Here is a 13,925-nt window from a genome sequence, read left to right as displayed (position 1 = left end):
GACGGAGGTTTTGCATTTTATACCAAAGATATGCCGCATCCTCGCGCAAACCCGGCCTTGCGGGGTTATACGCCCCCGCGCAGGACCGTGGTGAGATGGGTATCCTTATACCGCGCCTTCAAAGCACCGTACGCCGCGCGGGCGGCCTCCCCGTCGGCAAACAGGCCGTAAGTGGTCGGCCCGCTGCCGCTCATCACCGCGCCGTCGGCGCCACAGGTCAGCAGGGTATCGCGGATTTCCGCAATTTCCGGATGGCGGCCGCCCGTGACCGGCTCCATCACGTTGTACAGCCGGTGGCACACGCCGGGGTAATCCCCCGCTCGCAGCGCGCCGAGCATCCCGGCGGTATCCGGGCGCGGGGAGACGTTGCCGCCGTTCATACGGGCGTACACCTCCGCCGTGGAGACGGAAAACGGCNGGTCGAGCCGCCCGCAAGCCCGGCCGCGACCGGGATGCGCTTGACAATGTGTATCGCGGTGCCGGGGTTCTGTATCCCGGTGCGCATGTAAAACAGTTTTGCCGCGCGCATGGCGAGGTTGCGGTCGTCCGACGGCAGGTACGGCAGGTTGTTTTTCAGCCTGAAGCCGCCTTCCCCCGTCAGGGCGACGGTTACGTCGTCGTGCAGCGCGACGGTCTGCATCACCATTTTGACCGTGTGGTAGCCGTCCGGCCGTTTGCCGGTCACGTCCAGCGTCAGGTTGATCTTCGCATAAGCGTCCCGTTTGACCTGTTTCATGGCTCCCCCTTCTTAAAACGATACCTGTTCGGGCTTGCGGCCGCGGAATACCGTCAGCTCCGTAAAGCCCGCCGCGCGCGCGTGGGCGAAGCACTGCCCGATGCCGCGCCCCGCGTCCGGCGCGCAGTGGCTGTCCGAACCGATGGACAGCATCGTGCCGCCGAGGTTCCGGTACATCTCCAGCACAAACCGCGGCGGCCCGGCCTGTTTCTGCCAGCCGAACAGCCCCGCGGCGTTGATTTCCAGCGCGATTTCGCGGTCGATGATCTCGCGGAGCACCTGCTCGATGCGCGCCTCATACCCCACGAAGGTCGGTTCGTAACCCGCCTTTTTCATCACGCGCAGCGGGTAGTCGATGTGCCCGAGCACGTCGAACCCGCCGTGCCGTACCATTTTGAGCAGCTCGTCGAAATAGGTGTGCAGGAACGCCTCGCAATCCATGCGCCCGTAGGGCAGGAAGTAGATGTCGATATCGTCGGGCGGCATCGTGTGCAGCGAGCCGATCACCTCGTCAAACTGGTACGCCGCGAGGAAATCCGGCGCTTCCGGGCTGACATGGATTTCGCCCAGCTCCACGCCGTACAGCACGGTGAGCTGGCCGCCGTATTGCGCCCTGCACCGCCGGATATCGCGCTGCTGCGACTCGATATCGAGCGGCATCGGGTGCTTATTATAATGGAAATCCTTGTGGTCGGTCAGCGCGATAATATCCAGCCCGCGCTGTATGGACGCGCAGCAGATGGACGCGACGGACGCGTCCGGCTTTGCATCCTCGGAGTATTCCGAGTGCATGTGCAGGTCGGCAAGCATAGTCAAGCCCCGTTTCTATTTTTATTTTTTTACGTCCTAATCATACCACAGCGCGCGCCATTTCAAAAGCCCTAATTCTGCCAGCATAAAGCGGGCGTAAATTTGCAAAACTAAAGCGAAAGGAGTGAACCTTATGAACCGTTTGGCACTGACCCTGGTCATTATCGGCGCGGTCAACTGGGGCCTCATCGGCATCTTCGGCTTCGACCTCGTCGCCTGGCTGTTCGGCGGCCAGCTTTCGGTCGTGAGCCGTATCATCTACACGCTGGTCGGCCTGGCCGGGCTTTGGGCGCTTTCCTTCTTCGGACGGCGGGAACCCGCGGCGCACAAGCCCTCCTGACAAGCCGGAAAAACGGCGGCCCGCATGGTTTTTTAACGATGCGCGCCGCCGTTTCCCTGTCTGGACGCGTCCCGCAGCACGCGTACCGCCGCCTTGTCCTGCGCGCCCACCTGCCGGGACTCCAGGATCTTTTGCAGCGCCTTGCGGTAGGTCTCGCCGTCCAGCGCGCCCCGCTGCAGGTACTGCATCGTCTGCGCCGGGAAGGCGGCAAAATAGATGGAAACCGCCCAGGCCACCGCCATTTTTACATAGTAATCCGGATGCCGCACCGCATCCAGCCGTGCAAGCGCCGCCTCCAGGTGCGCCGCGTCCACATAGTAGTTGAGCAGCATCACCGCGCCGAAGCGGATGGTATACGCCTGCGCCGATTGCAGGCAGCCGCCCACATATTCCCACATTTCTTCCGGCCAGCGGCGCGCAGCCTTCAGCCCGGCGCAAAAGCTGTCGCAGACCGACCAGTTGCCGGCCTTCGGCAAAAACCAGCCGATCCACCGGAACAGCTCCTCCTTCGGCATGTCGGCATAGCCGATCACCATGCCCTGGAGCATCACCTCTTCAAAGCTGCCGTCCGGCGCGCCCCGCAGGTAGGCGCGCCAATCCCCCTTCGCAACCTGCCGGGCAATCGCCCGCAGCGCGGGCAGGCGGACGCCGAGCATCCATCCCTCCGGCAGCCCGGGGACCAGCGCGCTGGAAAAATCCCGGAACCCCGGCTCCGCCAGGGCTTCCAGCTTTGCGCGCACCGCCCGGTACGGCGCGCCCTGCCCGGGCATAGTCCCGTTTGCCATCTTTCCTCCCCCTACAAAAAAGGCGGGGACACCGTCCCCGCCTTCCCGTTTTAATCCTGGATGCCGTGCTGCAGCTTCGCAGCCTTGAGCGTGTTTTTCATCAGCATCGTGATCGTCATGGGGCCGACGCCGCCGGGTACGGGCGTCATATAGGCCGCCTTGTCCATGACCGCCGCGTCCACGTCGCCGCAGACCTTGCCCTCGGCGTTGCGGTTCATGCCCACGTCGATGACCGTCGCGCCCTCCTTGACCATATCGGGCGTGATGAATCCCGCCTTGCCGACCGCCGCGACCAGGATGTCCGCGCGGCGGCACACCCCCGCCAGGTCGTGCGTGCGGCTGTGGCAGATGGTCACGGTGCCGTGACGGTGCAGCAGCAGCATGGACATCGGCTTGCCCACGATGTTGGAGCGGCCGACCACCACGCATTCCTTCCCCTTGGGGTCTACGCCGTATTCGTCGAGCAGCTCCATGACGCCGGCCGGCGTACAGGGCAGGAAATCAAAGTCGCCGATCATAATCTTGCCGACGTTGACGGGATGGAACGCATCCACGTCCTTCTTCGCGTCGATCGCCGCGATAACGGCCTCCTCGCTGATGTGCGGGGGCACCGGCATCTGGCACAGGATGCCCGAGACCGCCGGGCTGACGTTGAGCTGCGCGATCAGGCCGAGCAGCTCCTCCTGCGTGGTCTCGGCGGGCAGCGCGTACTTTTCGCTGTAAAAGCCGCACTCCTCGCACGCTTTTTCCTTATTGCGTACATAAATCTGGCTTGCCGGGTCGTCGCCCACGATGATGACTGCGAGGCCGGGCGTCACGCCCTGCGCCTTCAGCTTTTCGGTTTCTGCCAGGATGCTCCCGCGCACCTTGGCGGAAAGCGCCTTGCCGTCCATGCGTACTGCACTCATTTGTTGTCTTCCTCCTCTGTGTTGTCCGGGTTAACGGGGTTGATCTCGGTCGGCACCGCATAAACGCGGTGCTTTTTATAGTTATAAACGATCAGGCAGACCGCCGCGATGCAGGATATGCCCGCGAGCACCTGCGACACGCGCACCGGCGTGCCCGGCACATACAGGCTGTCCGTCCGCAATCCCTCGATGACCATGCGGCCAAGCCCATACCACGCGACGTATTCCAGGAATATCTCGCCGCGGAACCGCTGCTTTTTCGAGTGGAAGTGCAGCAGCACAAAGCCGAGGGCGTTCCAGATGGATTCGTAAAAGAACGTCGGGTGCACGCCCGCGCCGCCGTCGATCACCATGCGCCAGGGCAGCATGGTTTCCCCGCCGTGCGCCTCCGCGTTGACGAAGTTGCCCCAGCGCCCGACCGCCTGCCCGATCAGCAGCCCGTAGGCCGCGAGGTCGAGCATCGCCGGGATGCTGCGCTTTTTGATCCTGCCGTACAGGATCACCACGGCGACCGCGCCGATAATACCGCCGTAGATGGCAAGCCCGCCGTGCCAGATCTTGATGATCTCCGCCGGGTTATTTTTGTAATCCGCCCATTGGAAGATCACATAGTAGGCGCGCGCGCACAGGATGCCGACCGGCACCGCGAAAATCAGCACGTCGAACAGGTCGTCCGAGGTCAGGCCGTAATCGGGCACGCGGCGGTTGACATAGAGCGCCGCCAGGATAAAGCCGGCGCAGATGATGATCCCGTACCAGAAAATGTCCTTGCCGAATACGCTGAACGCGACACGGTTCAGGTGCAGCGTCAGCCCCAGGCCGGGAAAAGAAATTACATGTTCCATAAGCTGTCGGTCCTCCAGGCTCAGGCGCGCGGTTCGACGATGGACAGCGACGCGCGGCCGGGCGCCGACCAGCGCGCATAGCAGTCCCGTACATCCTCCGCGGTTACGGTGTCATAGATCGCCGGGAAGTCNGGCTTTCGCCGCCGAAGACCGCGCCGGCCGCCTCCGGCAGCAGGGAATACTCGCTGTCGAAGCTCGCGTTGATCAGGCGGCTTTCGTACAGGCGCGTATAGAGCGGCGACGTCTTGCCGCACAGCAGGCGCAGCGCGATATCGCCCACAATGGCGCGGCGCCGGCGGCTCTCGCCCGGGCGCACCGGGTCGTCCTTCAAACCGAGCATAAAGGTCGGCATGGAGACCTGCATGCTGCGCACCACCTCGGCCTGGTTGACCGTGCCCTGGCGCGCGCCGTAATGCCGCTGGCCAATCACGGCGCTCTCCTTCGGGGAATATTCGCGCGCTATATTACAAATTGTATTGAAATCTGCCGTGCCGACGACGACAAGCGCCATATTGCACGGGCTGTAAAACGCCTTGTGGCAGGCGTACAGGATCTCCGGCGTGATGTGCGAAATGCTCTCGACGCTGCCCGCGATCGAGCGGCGCACGGGGTGTTCGTGATACATCCCCTCGTACATGCCAACCATGGCCTGCCAATCGGGTGTATCGTCCATCATGCCGATTTCCTGCCCAATGATGCCCTTTTCCTTCTCCACATTCTCATCGGTAAAGTAAGGCGTGTATACAAACTTCAGCAGGATCTCGAGGTTCTCCTCGAACCGGTCGGTGCAGGTGAAGTGATAGGCCGTCATTGTATGGCTGGTAAAGGCGTTCGGGGACGCGCCGGTCGCCGCAAACTTTTGCAGCGCGTTGCCGTCCACATCCTCAAACATCTTGTGCTCCAGGAAATGCGCCACGCCAGTGGGGGTATCATACCGCACGCCGTCCAGCGTGAAGCTCTCATCCACCGAGCCGAAATCCGTGGCGAGCACGGCGAAGGTTTTGGAAAACCCGGGCTTCGGGAAATAGTAGATGCGCAGGCCGTTGTCCAGCGTCTCGCCCATCATGCGCTCATGGAGCGTTTCAAACTGCTTTTCCATTACTGCGCCACCCCTTTCAGGAAATACACCGTATCCAGGCGCACCTGGTTTGCCGCGGCGATGACCTCGTCCCGCGTGGCCGCGCGGATGCGCTTGGACAGGTCGTCCAGGCCCCACTCCAGACCGGCGACCGACTGGCTGAGCCAGAAGTTCTCGAGCTGCGCCGGGCTGTCCTGCATGGACTGCAAGCCGCTCAGCACCGTGCGGCGCGCGGACTCCAGCTCGTCATCCGACAGGCCGCCCTGCTGCATGCCGGAAAGCTGGCGCAGGATTTCCTCCCGCGCCGCGTCGTAGCTGGAATTCTCGATCCCCGAGCTGACCGACAGCAACCCCTTTTGCCGCTCGATGGACGAGGAGGCATAGTAGCACAGGTGCAGGCGCTCGCGCACGTTCATAAACAGCTTGGAGCTGGTCGAACCGCCGAAAGCCGCGTTAAACAGCATGAGCGCCGGGTATGCCTCGTCCGCGCCCGTGATGCCGGTGCGGAAGCCCAGCGACAGCTTGCCCTGCCGCACGTCCATTTCCTCCACCACGGTGCGGGGGCCGCCCGCCGGGCGCGCCAGCACGCGGGTGGACGGCAGGGCGTAATCCCCCGCTTCCCGGGCGCCCCAAGCCTCTGCAAACGCATTTTCCACCGCCGCAGGCTCCATGGCGCCGCAGTAAAACAGTTCGACGCAAGCGCCCGCGAGCGCCTGCGTATATACCTTATATAGGGCGTCCGGCCGGATGGCGCGCGCGCCGTCCACCGTGCCCAGCTCGCTCTGCCCGAACGCCTCGTCCGCGCACATCAGCTCATAGAGCCGGCGCACCGCATAGCTGCGCGGGTCGTTCTTGAGCGCCTCGACGCGGTCGGCCAGGTTTTCGCGCTCGCCCGCCACATAGTCCGGGCTGAATACGCCGCCCATCAGGAACGGCTGCTTCCAGAAGGAAACCAGCAGCGCGGCCGCCTGCGCGGTCAGCCCCGCGCCGCCCGGCGCATAGGTTTCGTCGATCACGTCGGAGATAAAGCCGACCGCGAGCGCCTCGCCGCGGCGGCGGACGGACGGTTCGACGCGCGCGCCGTACAGCGCGTCCAGCGCGCCGCCCAGCGCCTGCATATCGGGATAGTGCGCGGTGCCGCGGCGCAGCACGCGCGGCAGCACGGCATAATCGGAGGCGTGCACTGTGCCCAGCGGCAGCAGGAGGCACGCGCTCATGACCGAAGTCTTGAATTTGTCAGTCGGAACAATGGTCAGGCGCACGCCCGGCGCGACCGTTTTCCGGATCATTTTTTGCATAAGCCTTCCTCTTTTCGGAAAAAATGAAGTTCTGCTATCCAGTATATCCTGTTTCCTGCGCAAAGTCCAGAGGCGCGCCTCCTTCAATTGGCGTGTTTTCGGTATTTTCCCCGATTTTCCGAAAAATACTCTTGACATATGCGCGCTTTTCCTGTAATATAATTATCGTTGTAGTTGTAAAGGGATTTAACTTTACAGCACGGAGGTGGCACCATGAAAAACAAGCCTTTTGAAATGTGCCTGCTGTTTGATTTCTACGGCGATATCCTGACGGAAAAGCAGCATGAGCTGTTCGACCTCTACTATAACGAAGACCTGTCCCTCGCCGAAATTTCCGAGCACGCCGGCATCACCCGCCAGGGGGTGCGCGACGCGGTCGTCCGTGCGGAGCACACGCTGCGCGAGATGGAGGAGAAACTGGGGCTGGTCGCGCGCTACGGCCGCATCGAAGCCAACCTGGAATCGCTTGCCGCCGACCTGCGCGAAATCCACCTGATCAATATCAACCGGTACCGCAACCAGGACCTGGCGCGGCTGATCTCCCACATGGAGGACTGCCTGAAGACCATTTCCGGGTAAGCGCTGCCGCCCCGGCCTACGGAGGCAATTATGGCATTTGAAGGTCTTACCGAGAAAATTTCATCCGCCTTTAAAAAGCTGCGCAGCCGTGGACGCCTGACGGAAGCGGACGTCAAGGAGGCCATGCGCGAGATCCGTCTCGCCCTGCTCGAGGCCGACGTCAACTTCAAGGTTGCCAAGGACTTCGTAAAGGACGTTACCGAAAAGGCGACGGACGCCGAAATCCTCGAAAGCCTGTCGCCTGCGCAGCAGGTCATCAAAATCGTCAATGAGGAGCTGACCGCCCTGCTCGGCGGCCAGAACACCCGCATCAATATCGCGCCGCAGCCCCCGACGGTCGTCATGATGGTCGGCCTGCAGGGCGCGGGCAAAACCACGAACTGCGCCAAGCTCGCCGCGCTCCTGCGCAAGCAGCAGCAGCGCCGGCCGCTCCTCGTCGCGTGCGACGTATACCGCCCGGCCGCGATCGACCAGCTTAAGGTCGTCGGCAAGCAGCTCGATATCCCCGTCTTTGAGATGGGACAGGGCGACCCGGTCGAAATCGCCAAGGCGGGCGTCGACCACGCCCGCAAAAACGCCTATGACCTGGTCTTTTTGGACACGGCCGGCCGTCTGCACATCGACGAGAAGCTGATGGACGAGCTGAAAAACATCAAGGCCGAGGTAAAGCCCACCGAGATCATGCTGGTCGTCGACGCGATGACCGGCCAGGACGCCGTGAACGTCGCCAAGACGTTCGACGAGGCGCTCGGCATCGACGGCGTGCTCATGAGCAAGATGGACGGCGACGCCCGCGGCGGCGCGGCCCTCTCGGTCAAGGCCGTCACCGGCAAGCCGATCAAATTTGCGGGCACGGGCGAAAAGCTGGACAACATCGAGGCCTTCCATCCCGACCGCATGGCCTCCCGCATCCTCGGCATGGGCGACGTGCTGACGCTGATCGAGAAGGCGCAGCAGAACTTCGACCAAAAGCAGAACGCCGAGCTGGAAAAGAAGCTGCGCGCCGGCCGGCTGACGCTGACCGACTTTTACGAGCAGCTCAAGCAGATGAAAAACATGGGGAGCATGGAGGAAATGCTCTCCATGCTCCCCGGCGTGGATACAAAGGCGCTCGCGGGCGCGCAGGTCGACGAAAAGGCGCTTGCGCACACCGAGGCGATCATCCTTTCCATGACCCCCAAGGAGCGCGACAACCCGCAGCTGATCAACTTCTCCCGCAAAAAGCGCATCGCGGCGGGCTGCGGCCTCAAGGTCGAGGAGATCAACCGCCTGCTCAAGCAGTTCGACATGATGCAAAAGATGACGAAGCAGCTTTCCGGCATGCAGCGCCGCGCCAAGGGCAAGAAGAAAAAGGGCTTTGGCGGCATGAAGCTGCCGTTTTAACACACGTTTGTAATAAAACATTACAATAGACTTATTCTATTTCAAGGAGGTGAAAACCATGGTAAAAATCAGACTTCGTAGACTGGGCGCCAAGAAGGCTCCTTTCTACCGTATCGTTGTCGCTGACTCCCGTTACCCGCGTGACGGCCGTTTCATCGAAGAGATCGGTACCTACAACCCCCTCATGAACCCCGCTGAAGTGAAGGTGGACAGCGAGCGCGCACAGCAGTGGATCAAGAACGGCGCGCAGCCGACGGATACCGTTCGCGATATCCTCAAGAAGGCCGGCGTGCTGTAAGGATGAGTGAGGTTATATCAATGAAAGAACTGTTAACCTACATCGTAAAAAATCTGGTTACCGAACCGGATGCCATTGCTATCACCGAAACCATCGAGGGCGACGAGGTCGTCTATGAACTGCGCGTCGCGCAGGCGGACATGGGCCGCGTCATCGGCCGCCATGGCCGTATCGCAAAGGAGATCCGCACCCTGATGAAGGCGGCGGGCAATCGCGAGAACAAAAAAGTGTCGGTCGAAATTTGCGACTGACTTCTTGACTGTCAAAAAACTTCGTTTTTCGACACGAAGACCTGTCTCAGACAGGTCTTTTCGTTATCCGGAGGAAAATATGCAAAAAGAATTTCTCGAAGCCGGCCAGATCGTCAACACGCACGGCGTGACCGGCGACGTCAAGGTACAGTCCTGGTGCGACGCGCCCGAGGTGCTGACCGATTTTGATACCCTGTACTGGGCGGACCACACGCCGGTGCACATTGAAAAAGCCTATGTGCACAAGGGCTGCGTCATCATGCGGCTGGAAGGCGTCACCACCATGGAGCAGGCCGACGCGCTGCGGCAGAAGGTGCTCTACCTGCGCCGGGAGGACGTCGAGCTGCCGGAGGACCTGGTCTTTATCCAGGATATCCTGGGGTTCGAGGTGTTCGACGCGCGCACGGGGCGCACGGTCGGCACGCTCCGCGAGGTCATCACGACGAACCCGGCGCACGACCTGTACGAGATCGAGCGCGCGGACGGCGGCAAATGCTATGTCCCCGCGGTAAAGCCGTTCCTGGAGCGCGTCGACCAGGAGGCCGGGCGCATCACGATCCGCTCGATCGAGGGGCTGCTCGATGAAAATTGACATCATGACCCTGTTCCCCGGCATGATCAACGCGGTCATGCGGGAGAGCATCATCGGCCGCGCGCAGGACAAGGGGCTGGTGCGCGTGCGCGCGGTCAACATCCGCGACTGGGCAAGCGACAAGCACCACAAGGCCGACGACGCGCCCTACGGCGGCGGCCGCGGGCAGGTGATGCTGCCGGAGCCGCTGTACCGCTGCCACGACGCGCTGACCCGCGGCGAGCCGGTGCATACCGTGCTGCTCAGCGCGCAGGGCGCGCCCTTCACCCAGGAAAAGGCGCGCCAGCTGCTCGCGAAGGGGCGCTTTATCCTGGTCTGCGGGCATTACGAGGGCATCGACCAGCGCTTTATCGACGCCTGCGTGGACGAGGAGATCTCCATCGGCGACTTTGTGCTGACCGGCGGCGAAATCCCGGCGATGGCCGTGGCCGACGCGGTGTGCCGCATGGTGCCCGGCGTGCTGCCGGACGAGGAGGCTTTCACGGAGGAAAGCCACTGGGACGGCCTGCTGGAGCACCCGCATTACACCCGCCCTGAAACCTGGCGCGGCCGCGCGGTGCCGGAGGTGCTGCTGTCCGGCCACCATGCCAACATCGTGCGCTGGCGGCGCAAGATGAGCCTGCTGCGCACGCGGCGCGACCGGCCCGACCTGTATGCGGCGTTCCGGCCGCGGGACAAGCAGGACCGGAAAATCCTCGCAGAAATTGAACAGGGAACCTGAAGAACCCGCGGAAACGGCCTTGCAGCCGCATCCGCGGGTTTTTTTTGTTTATGCACGGCCGTTTGTCCGCCGCAGGCGCGCCAATACCGCATCCAGGCGGCAGCGGTTATACCGCTGGACCATTGCAAACGGGAAGTTGCACAGCCCCAAGGCGGTCGCAATCCCAAAAAACAGCGGCAGGTTGCGCGCCGGGCGCTCGCAGGCAAGGCAAAACAGCAGGGACAGGTAGCCCAAGGCCGCGATCAGGTAATGCACGGCCTCCGCCTGGCAGGTGATAAAGCGGTATTCCAAGAGGTACCCCTCCGTCACCTCGGCAGGCAGACCGCGCTTATCAAAGTCGCGGTTATACTGCGGCAGGCGGTCTTTCCACTCCGGCAAGCGGATTTTACGGTAAAACCGCATCTCTGCCTGCGGCACACGGAAGAACGCACGGCAGGCGGCAAACAGCCGCTCCCGGTAGCGCCGCGGGACCGAGGTAAAGGCAAAGGCCGTGCCAAAGTGCAGCCCGACCCAAAACGCCGTATTGGCCGCGATCATTATGAGCGTAAATAACATGCCGCACCACCACCCGCTTCCAGTCTACCACAGCGGCGCGCGCGGCGCAATCACGCCTTTTTCCGCACGGGGAACAGCACGCCGGTCTCCAGCCCCTCCGGGTCCTGCGCCTCCCCTTCGTCCTTGAGGTAGCGTTCGATTGCCGAGCCGCAGGACTCATATTCCGGATGCGCCGCCATCCACGCGCCCAGCGCCTTGTACGCAAAATGAATTTCCTCATACGGGCCGATATGCGTCACTGCGGCAAACGTGCCCGCGGGCAGGGTGCGCACGCCTTCGCCGTCCTGCGCGACGACCGCCTGCGCCTCGACGTCCATACTTTCGTAGGAAAATGCCTTGCCGTGGTACAGCAGCTGCGCCGCACCGGCACGCTGCAGGCCGCGCCGCCCCATTTCTTCATATAGCGCCCGGAACAGCGCATGCGTTTCCGCGATGTTGATGGTCTTGCGTAGGCCGAACACCTTTTGCGCCGGCGCTTCCATCAGAATCACATGATATTTTTGGTTGTTTTCCATGCCGTTTCCCTCCATTTTTAACAGGTACTCCTCCATCCGGCGGATCGTGCGCCGCAGGCCGTCCAGTTCGCGGAACGCGGCAAGGCGCCGCGTATGGATGCGCTGTGCCAGCGCCCCTTCCGGCAGGCGCAGCAGCGCGCCGACCTCGTTCAGCGCAAACCCGTACCCTTTCAGCGTCTCGATCTGCGCCAGTACGGGGAGTTGCGCCTCGTCGTAATAGCGGTATCCATTCTCCCCCACGTATGCGGGGCTGAGCAGCCTTACCTTATCGTAATAGCGCAGCATGCGGGGCGATACGCCGCCGCGCCGTGAAAATTCGCCGATGGTGAGCATAGCCGTTTCTCCTTTTACAGTAGCGGAACCAGTTCCATGCCTATATGGTACACCTTGACACGGTGTCAAGGTCAAGTAATATTTTTTTGCTAAATGTAAAACACTCTTGACATTTCAGGCGCGCCGCCTTACACTTAAATTGTCAAAAGGTTTTTACATTATTATCTGGCATACATCTGGAAAGGGTTGATCTCTATGCGGAAAATGGACGAAATGGAGCTGAATATCCGCCTACAGGCCATCAAATGGACACATTTGTATGTAACGGTGTTCCTTCTGGCCTGGATGCTCTATAATTGGCTCGCCACCGGGAAATGCGGCCTGGAGCTGCTGCTGCTTTGTACCTCCAACCTGCTGCTCTGCACGCTGCAGCAGGTATTCACCGCGCGCGCGACCGGCGACCGCAAACCGCTGCTGTGGCTCGCGGCCGGCGCGGCCATCTTCGTGGCGGCGGCGGTGCTCCTCCCCCTGCTCCTCATCGGGAGGGCGTGAATGCAGAACAACGTCAAGGAACTGCGCCGGGCGCGCGGCCTGCGGCAGGAAGACCTCGCCCGCGCGCTCGGCGTGACGCGCCAGACCATCAACGCGATCGAGAATGACCGCTACGACCCCACGCTCGCCCTCGCCATGAAGCTGGCGCGCCTGCTGGAAACGCCGCTGGAGCAGCTTTTTTTCCTGCCTGGATAACCGGCATAGGGCGCGCCCGGGGCGCATATGCTGATTACAGGACAGGCCTTCCAGCCCCTACGGATAACTGATTTTGCAATCCTCGTCGGAAAATGTAAATTTTAATTTACAGGCGCGCTTTTTTTCGGTAAAATAGAAGAGGAATACGATTGCCTATAACGGCACTGTGATACAATGACCCAGGAGGTTATGTCCCATGATTATCACGATTACCCTGAACCCGGCGATCGACCGCACGCTGCGGATCGATAAACCCCTCCAGCCCAACAAGCTGAACCGCGCCATCGGCAGCCAGGTTGAACCGGGCGGCAAGGGCATCAACGTTTCGCGCGCGATCAAGGCGATCGGCGGCGAAAGCGTTGCAATTGCTTTTTCGGCGGGCACCAATGGCCGCGCACTCAAGGACGCGCTGACCTCCATGGACATCCATCATGACTTTGTGGACGTCCCCGGCCAGACCCGTGTCAACATCCAGATCATCGACAACTGCGGCGACCATACCGAAATCAACGAACCCGGCGACAAGATCTCCGATGGGGATTACCTGCGCTTCCTCGAACGGGTCGAGGGCTATCTTGACCCGGAAAACATCTTCGTCCTCTCCGGCAGCACGCCCCCCGGCTTCTCCCTCAAGAACTTCGGCAAGCTGTGCCGCGTCATCAAGGACGCGGGCTGCCGCCTGATTGTCGACGCCGCCGGCGAATGGCTGCTGGAAGCGCTCAAGTACAAGCCGGACTGCGTCAAGCCCAACCTGTTTGAGCTGGCGGACGTGGTCGGCGACAAGCCCACGATCGACCCCGAAGCGGTCGCAGCGAGCGCGCGCAAGCTGCTCGACATGGGCGCGGGCATCGTCTGCGTATCCATGGGGCAGGAAGGCGCGGTCTATGTTTCCAAGGACAGCCCGGAAGCGCTGTACGCCAACACCAACCCCAAAATCCAGGAGGAGGGCGCGGTCGGCACCGGCGATTCCATGGTGGCCGCCATCGCCAACGGCATGCGCCAGGACATCAAGCTCGATGAGATCGCCAAGTTTTCCGTCGCGGCGGGGCGCGCCTGCGCACGCCTGCCCGGTACCGAAATGGCCACGCTCAAAAAGGTCTACGAGGTCTACGAGATGGTCGAGCTCTACACGATCTAAACCAGCACACACAAAAGCCCGCTGCCGGTATCCCCGGCGGCGGGCTTTTATTTTGCCCGGTAATTGACGATGT

Annotated in this window: 20 protein-coding genes; 10 read left to right on the top strand and 10 right to left on the bottom strand. The window is 62.0% G+C overall.

The annotated features are described in order from the left end of the window. Positions 1–65: 65 nt before the first annotated feature. From CZ203_RS15215 to CZ203_RS13110, 3 genes are all read right to left on the bottom strand, one after another. On the bottom strand, positions 66–380 hold the full coding sequence (locus CZ203_RS15215) for a 4-(cytidine 5'-diphospho)-2-C-methyl-D-erythritol kinase (protein WP_087066554.1): 315 nt from the start codon (positions 378–380) through the stop codon (positions 66–68). After that, positions 377–505 (bottom strand): hypothetical protein, encoded by a 129-nt coding sequence (locus CZ203_RS15615; protein WP_456236204.1) that lies wholly within the window; start codon positions 503–505, stop codon positions 377–379. Before CZ203_RS15615 ends, CZ203_RS15215 begins: the two co-directional genes overlap by 4 nt. Positions 506–748: 243 nt before the next feature. Further along, positions 749–1,546 carry a histidinol-phosphatase HisJ family protein gene (locus tag CZ203_RS13110; RefSeq protein ID WP_087066552.1) on the bottom strand — a complete coding sequence of 266 codons (798 nt, stop codon included), beginning with the start codon at positions 1,544–1,546 and terminating at the stop codon, positions 749–751. A gap of 133 nt (positions 1,547–1,679) precedes the next feature. On the opposite strand from CZ203_RS13110, the gene CZ203_RS13105 reads away from it, so the two are divergent. After that, complete coding sequence (locus CZ203_RS13105) at positions 1,680–1,886, top strand: DUF378 domain-containing protein (protein ID WP_087066551.1); 207 nt, start codon at positions 1,680–1,682, stop codon at positions 1,884–1,886. Positions 1,887–1,918: 32 nt separating this feature from the next. Here CZ203_RS13105 and CZ203_RS13100 read toward each other — a convergent pair whose 3' ends face one another. The 5 genes from CZ203_RS13100 to yfmF form a co-directional block, all read right to left on the bottom strand. Continuing rightward, positions 1,919–2,671 (bottom strand): DNA alkylation repair protein, encoded by a 753-nt coding sequence (locus tag CZ203_RS13100; RefSeq protein ID WP_235847534.1) that lies wholly within the window; start codon positions 2,669–2,671, stop codon positions 1,919–1,921. Between the two features lie 50 nt (positions 2,672–2,721). Beyond that, the gene (gene folD / locus CZ203_RS13095; RefSeq protein ID WP_087066550.1) at positions 2,722–3,579 is read right to left on the bottom strand and encodes a bifunctional methylenetetrahydrofolate dehydrogenase/methenyltetrahydrofolate cyclohydrolase FolD; all 858 of its coding nucleotides are present in this window, start codon (positions 3,577–3,579) and stop codon (positions 2,722–2,724) included. Then, the gene (gene lgt / locus CZ203_RS13090) at positions 3,576–4,424 is read right to left on the bottom strand and encodes a prolipoprotein diacylglyceryl transferase (RefSeq protein ID WP_087066549.1); all 849 of its coding nucleotides are present in this window, start codon (positions 4,422–4,424) and stop codon (positions 3,576–3,578) included. Before lgt ends, folD begins: the two co-directional genes overlap by 4 nt. A 103-nt stretch (positions 4,425–4,527) precedes the next feature. Then, a complete protein-coding gene (gene yfmH / locus CZ203_RS13085) occupies positions 4,528–5,487 on the bottom strand; it encodes an EF-P 5-aminopentanol modification-associated protein YfmH (RefSeq protein WP_456236203.1) in 960 nt (319 codons plus the stop codon). A gap of 35 nt (positions 5,488–5,522) precedes the next feature. After that, positions 5,523–6,800 (bottom strand): EF-P 5-aminopentanol modification-associated protein YfmF, encoded by a 1,278-nt coding sequence (gene yfmF, locus CZ203_RS13080; RefSeq protein ID WP_159456530.1) that lies wholly within the window; start codon positions 6,798–6,800, stop codon positions 5,523–5,525. Between the two features lie 213 nt (positions 6,801–7,013). Between yfmF and ylxM the strand changes: the two genes are divergently transcribed. From ylxM to trmD, 6 genes are all read left to right on the top strand, one after another. After that, positions 7,014–7,379: a YlxM family DNA-binding protein gene (gene ylxM / locus CZ203_RS13075; protein WP_087066546.1), complete on the top strand. Its 366-nt coding sequence runs from the start codon at positions 7,014–7,016 to the stop codon at positions 7,377–7,379. A 30-nt stretch (positions 7,380–7,409) separates the two neighbouring features. After that, positions 7,410–8,762: a signal recognition particle protein gene (gene ffh, locus CZ203_RS13070; protein WP_087066545.1), complete on the top strand. Its 1,353-nt coding sequence runs from the start codon at positions 7,410–7,412 to the stop codon at positions 8,760–8,762. A gap of 58 nt (positions 8,763–8,820) precedes the next feature. Then, positions 8,821–9,060, top strand: a complete 240-nt coding sequence (rpsP, locus tag CZ203_RS13065; RefSeq protein WP_087066544.1) for a 30S ribosomal protein S16 — start codon at positions 8,821–8,823, stop codon at positions 9,058–9,060. A gap of 20 nt (positions 9,061–9,080) precedes the next feature. Further along, positions 9,081–9,311, top strand: coding sequence for a KH domain-containing protein (locus tag CZ203_RS13060; protein WP_087066543.1), 231 nt, complete (start codon positions 9,081–9,083; stop codon positions 9,309–9,311). 79 nt (positions 9,312–9,390) lie between these two features. Next, complete coding sequence (gene rimM / locus CZ203_RS13055; protein ID WP_087066542.1) at positions 9,391–9,903, top strand: ribosome maturation factor RimM; 513 nt, start codon at positions 9,391–9,393, stop codon at positions 9,901–9,903. Further along, a complete protein-coding gene (gene trmD / locus CZ203_RS13050) occupies positions 9,893–10,624 on the top strand; it encodes a tRNA (guanosine(37)-N1)-methyltransferase TrmD (RefSeq protein WP_087066541.1) in 732 nt (243 codons plus the stop codon). Before rimM ends, trmD begins: the two co-directional genes overlap by 11 nt. Positions 10,625–10,672: 48 nt before the next feature. Here the strand turns inward: trmD and CZ203_RS13045 are convergent, their stop codons facing one another. After that, positions 10,673–11,179, bottom strand: a complete 507-nt coding sequence (locus CZ203_RS13045; RefSeq protein ID WP_087066540.1) for a glycosyl-4,4'-diaponeurosporenoate acyltransferase CrtO family protein — start codon at positions 11,177–11,179, stop codon at positions 10,673–10,675. 50 nt (positions 11,180–11,229) lie between these two features. Beyond that, positions 11,230–12,027: a MerR family transcriptional regulator gene (locus tag CZ203_RS13040; protein WP_087066539.1), complete on the bottom strand. Its 798-nt coding sequence runs from the start codon at positions 12,025–12,027 to the stop codon at positions 11,230–11,232. A gap of 195 nt (positions 12,028–12,222) precedes the next feature. On the opposite strand from CZ203_RS13040, the gene CZ203_RS13035 reads away from it, so the two are divergent. The 3 genes from CZ203_RS13035 (at position 12,223) to CZ203_RS13025 (ending at position 13,852) form a co-directional block, all read left to right on the top strand. Continuing rightward, positions 12,223–12,519: a hypothetical protein gene (locus CZ203_RS13035; RefSeq protein WP_087066538.1), complete on the top strand. Its 297-nt coding sequence runs from the start codon at positions 12,223–12,225 to the stop codon at positions 12,517–12,519. Continuing rightward, positions 12,520–12,714, top strand: a complete 195-nt coding sequence (locus tag CZ203_RS13030; protein WP_087066537.1) for a helix-turn-helix transcriptional regulator — start codon at positions 12,520–12,522, stop codon at positions 12,712–12,714. Positions 12,715–12,910: 196 nt separating this feature from the next. After that, the gene (locus tag CZ203_RS13025) at positions 12,911–13,852 is read left to right on the top strand and encodes a 1-phosphofructokinase family hexose kinase (RefSeq protein WP_087066536.1); all 942 of its coding nucleotides are present in this window, start codon (positions 12,911–12,913) and stop codon (positions 13,850–13,852) included. The last annotated feature ends 73 nt before the right edge of the window (positions 13,853–13,925 follow it).

It is taken from the genome of Intestinibacillus massiliensis (assembly GCF_900155735.1).
GTDB lineage: Bacteria > Bacillota > Clostridia > Oscillospirales > Butyricicoccaceae > Intestinibacillus > Intestinibacillus massiliensis.
This window is presented reverse-complemented; position numbering and strand designations above follow the sequence as displayed.

Bases quoted from the DNA above. Each gene is read 5' to 3' on its own strand.
- CZ203_RS13100 (WP_235847534.1), bottom strand. From the start codon at position 2,671: ATGGCAAACGGGACTATGCCCGGGCAGGGCGCGCCGTACCGGGCGGTG.
- CZ203_RS13030 (WP_087066537.1), top strand. From the start codon at position 12,520: ATGCAGAACAACGTCAAGGAACTGCGCCGGGCGCGCGGCCTGCGGCAG.
- rpsP (WP_087066544.1), top strand. From the start codon at position 8,821: ATGGTAAAAATCAGACTTCGTAGACTGGGCGCCAAGAAGGCTCCTTTC.
- ffh (WP_087066545.1), top strand. From the start codon at position 7,410: ATGGCATTTGAAGGTCTTACCGAGAAAATTTCATCCGCCTTTAAAAAG.
- CZ203_RS13105 (WP_087066551.1), top strand. From the start codon at position 1,680: ATGAACCGTTTGGCACTGACCCTGGTCATTATCGGCGCGGTCAACTGG.
- CZ203_RS13045 (WP_087066540.1), bottom strand. From the start codon at position 11,179: ATGTTATTTACGCTCATAATGATCGCGGCCAATACGGCGTTTTGGGTC.
- yfmF (WP_159456530.1), bottom strand. From the start codon at position 6,800: ATGCAAAAAATGATCCGGAAAACGGTCGCGCCGGGCGTGCGCCTGACC.
- CZ203_RS13025 (WP_087066536.1), top strand. From the start codon at position 12,911: ATGATTATCACGATTACCCTGAACCCGGCGATCGACCGCACGCTGCGG.
- CZ203_RS13060 (WP_087066543.1), top strand. From the start codon at position 9,081: ATGAAAGAACTGTTAACCTACATCGTAAAAAATCTGGTTACCGAACCG.
- CZ203_RS13110 (WP_087066552.1), bottom strand. From the start codon at position 1,546: ATGCTTGCCGACCTGCACATGCACTCGGAATACTCCGAGGATGCAAAG.
- lgt (WP_087066549.1), bottom strand. From the start codon at position 4,424: ATGGAACATGTAATTTCTTTTCCCGGCCTGGGGCTGACGCTGCACCTG.
- trmD (WP_087066541.1), top strand. From the start codon at position 9,893: ATGAAAATTGACATCATGACCCTGTTCCCCGGCATGATCAACGCGGTC.
- folD (WP_087066550.1), bottom strand. From the start codon at position 3,579: ATGAGTGCAGTACGCATGGACGGCAAGGCGCTTTCCGCCAAGGTGCGC.
- rimM (WP_087066542.1), top strand. From the start codon at position 9,391: ATGCAAAAAGAATTTCTCGAAGCCGGCCAGATCGTCAACACGCACGGC.
- CZ203_RS15215 (WP_087066554.1), bottom strand. From the start codon at position 380: ATGAACGGCGGCAACGTCTCCCCGCGCCCGGATACCGCCGGGATGCTC.
- CZ203_RS13040 (WP_087066539.1), bottom strand. From the start codon at position 12,027: ATGCTCACCATCGGCGAATTTTCACGGCGCGGCGGCGTATCGCCCCGC.
- ylxM (WP_087066546.1), top strand. From the start codon at position 7,014: ATGAAAAACAAGCCTTTTGAAATGTGCCTGCTGTTTGATTTCTACGGC.
- CZ203_RS13035 (WP_087066538.1), top strand. From the start codon at position 12,223: ATGCGGAAAATGGACGAAATGGAGCTGAATATCCGCCTACAGGCCATC.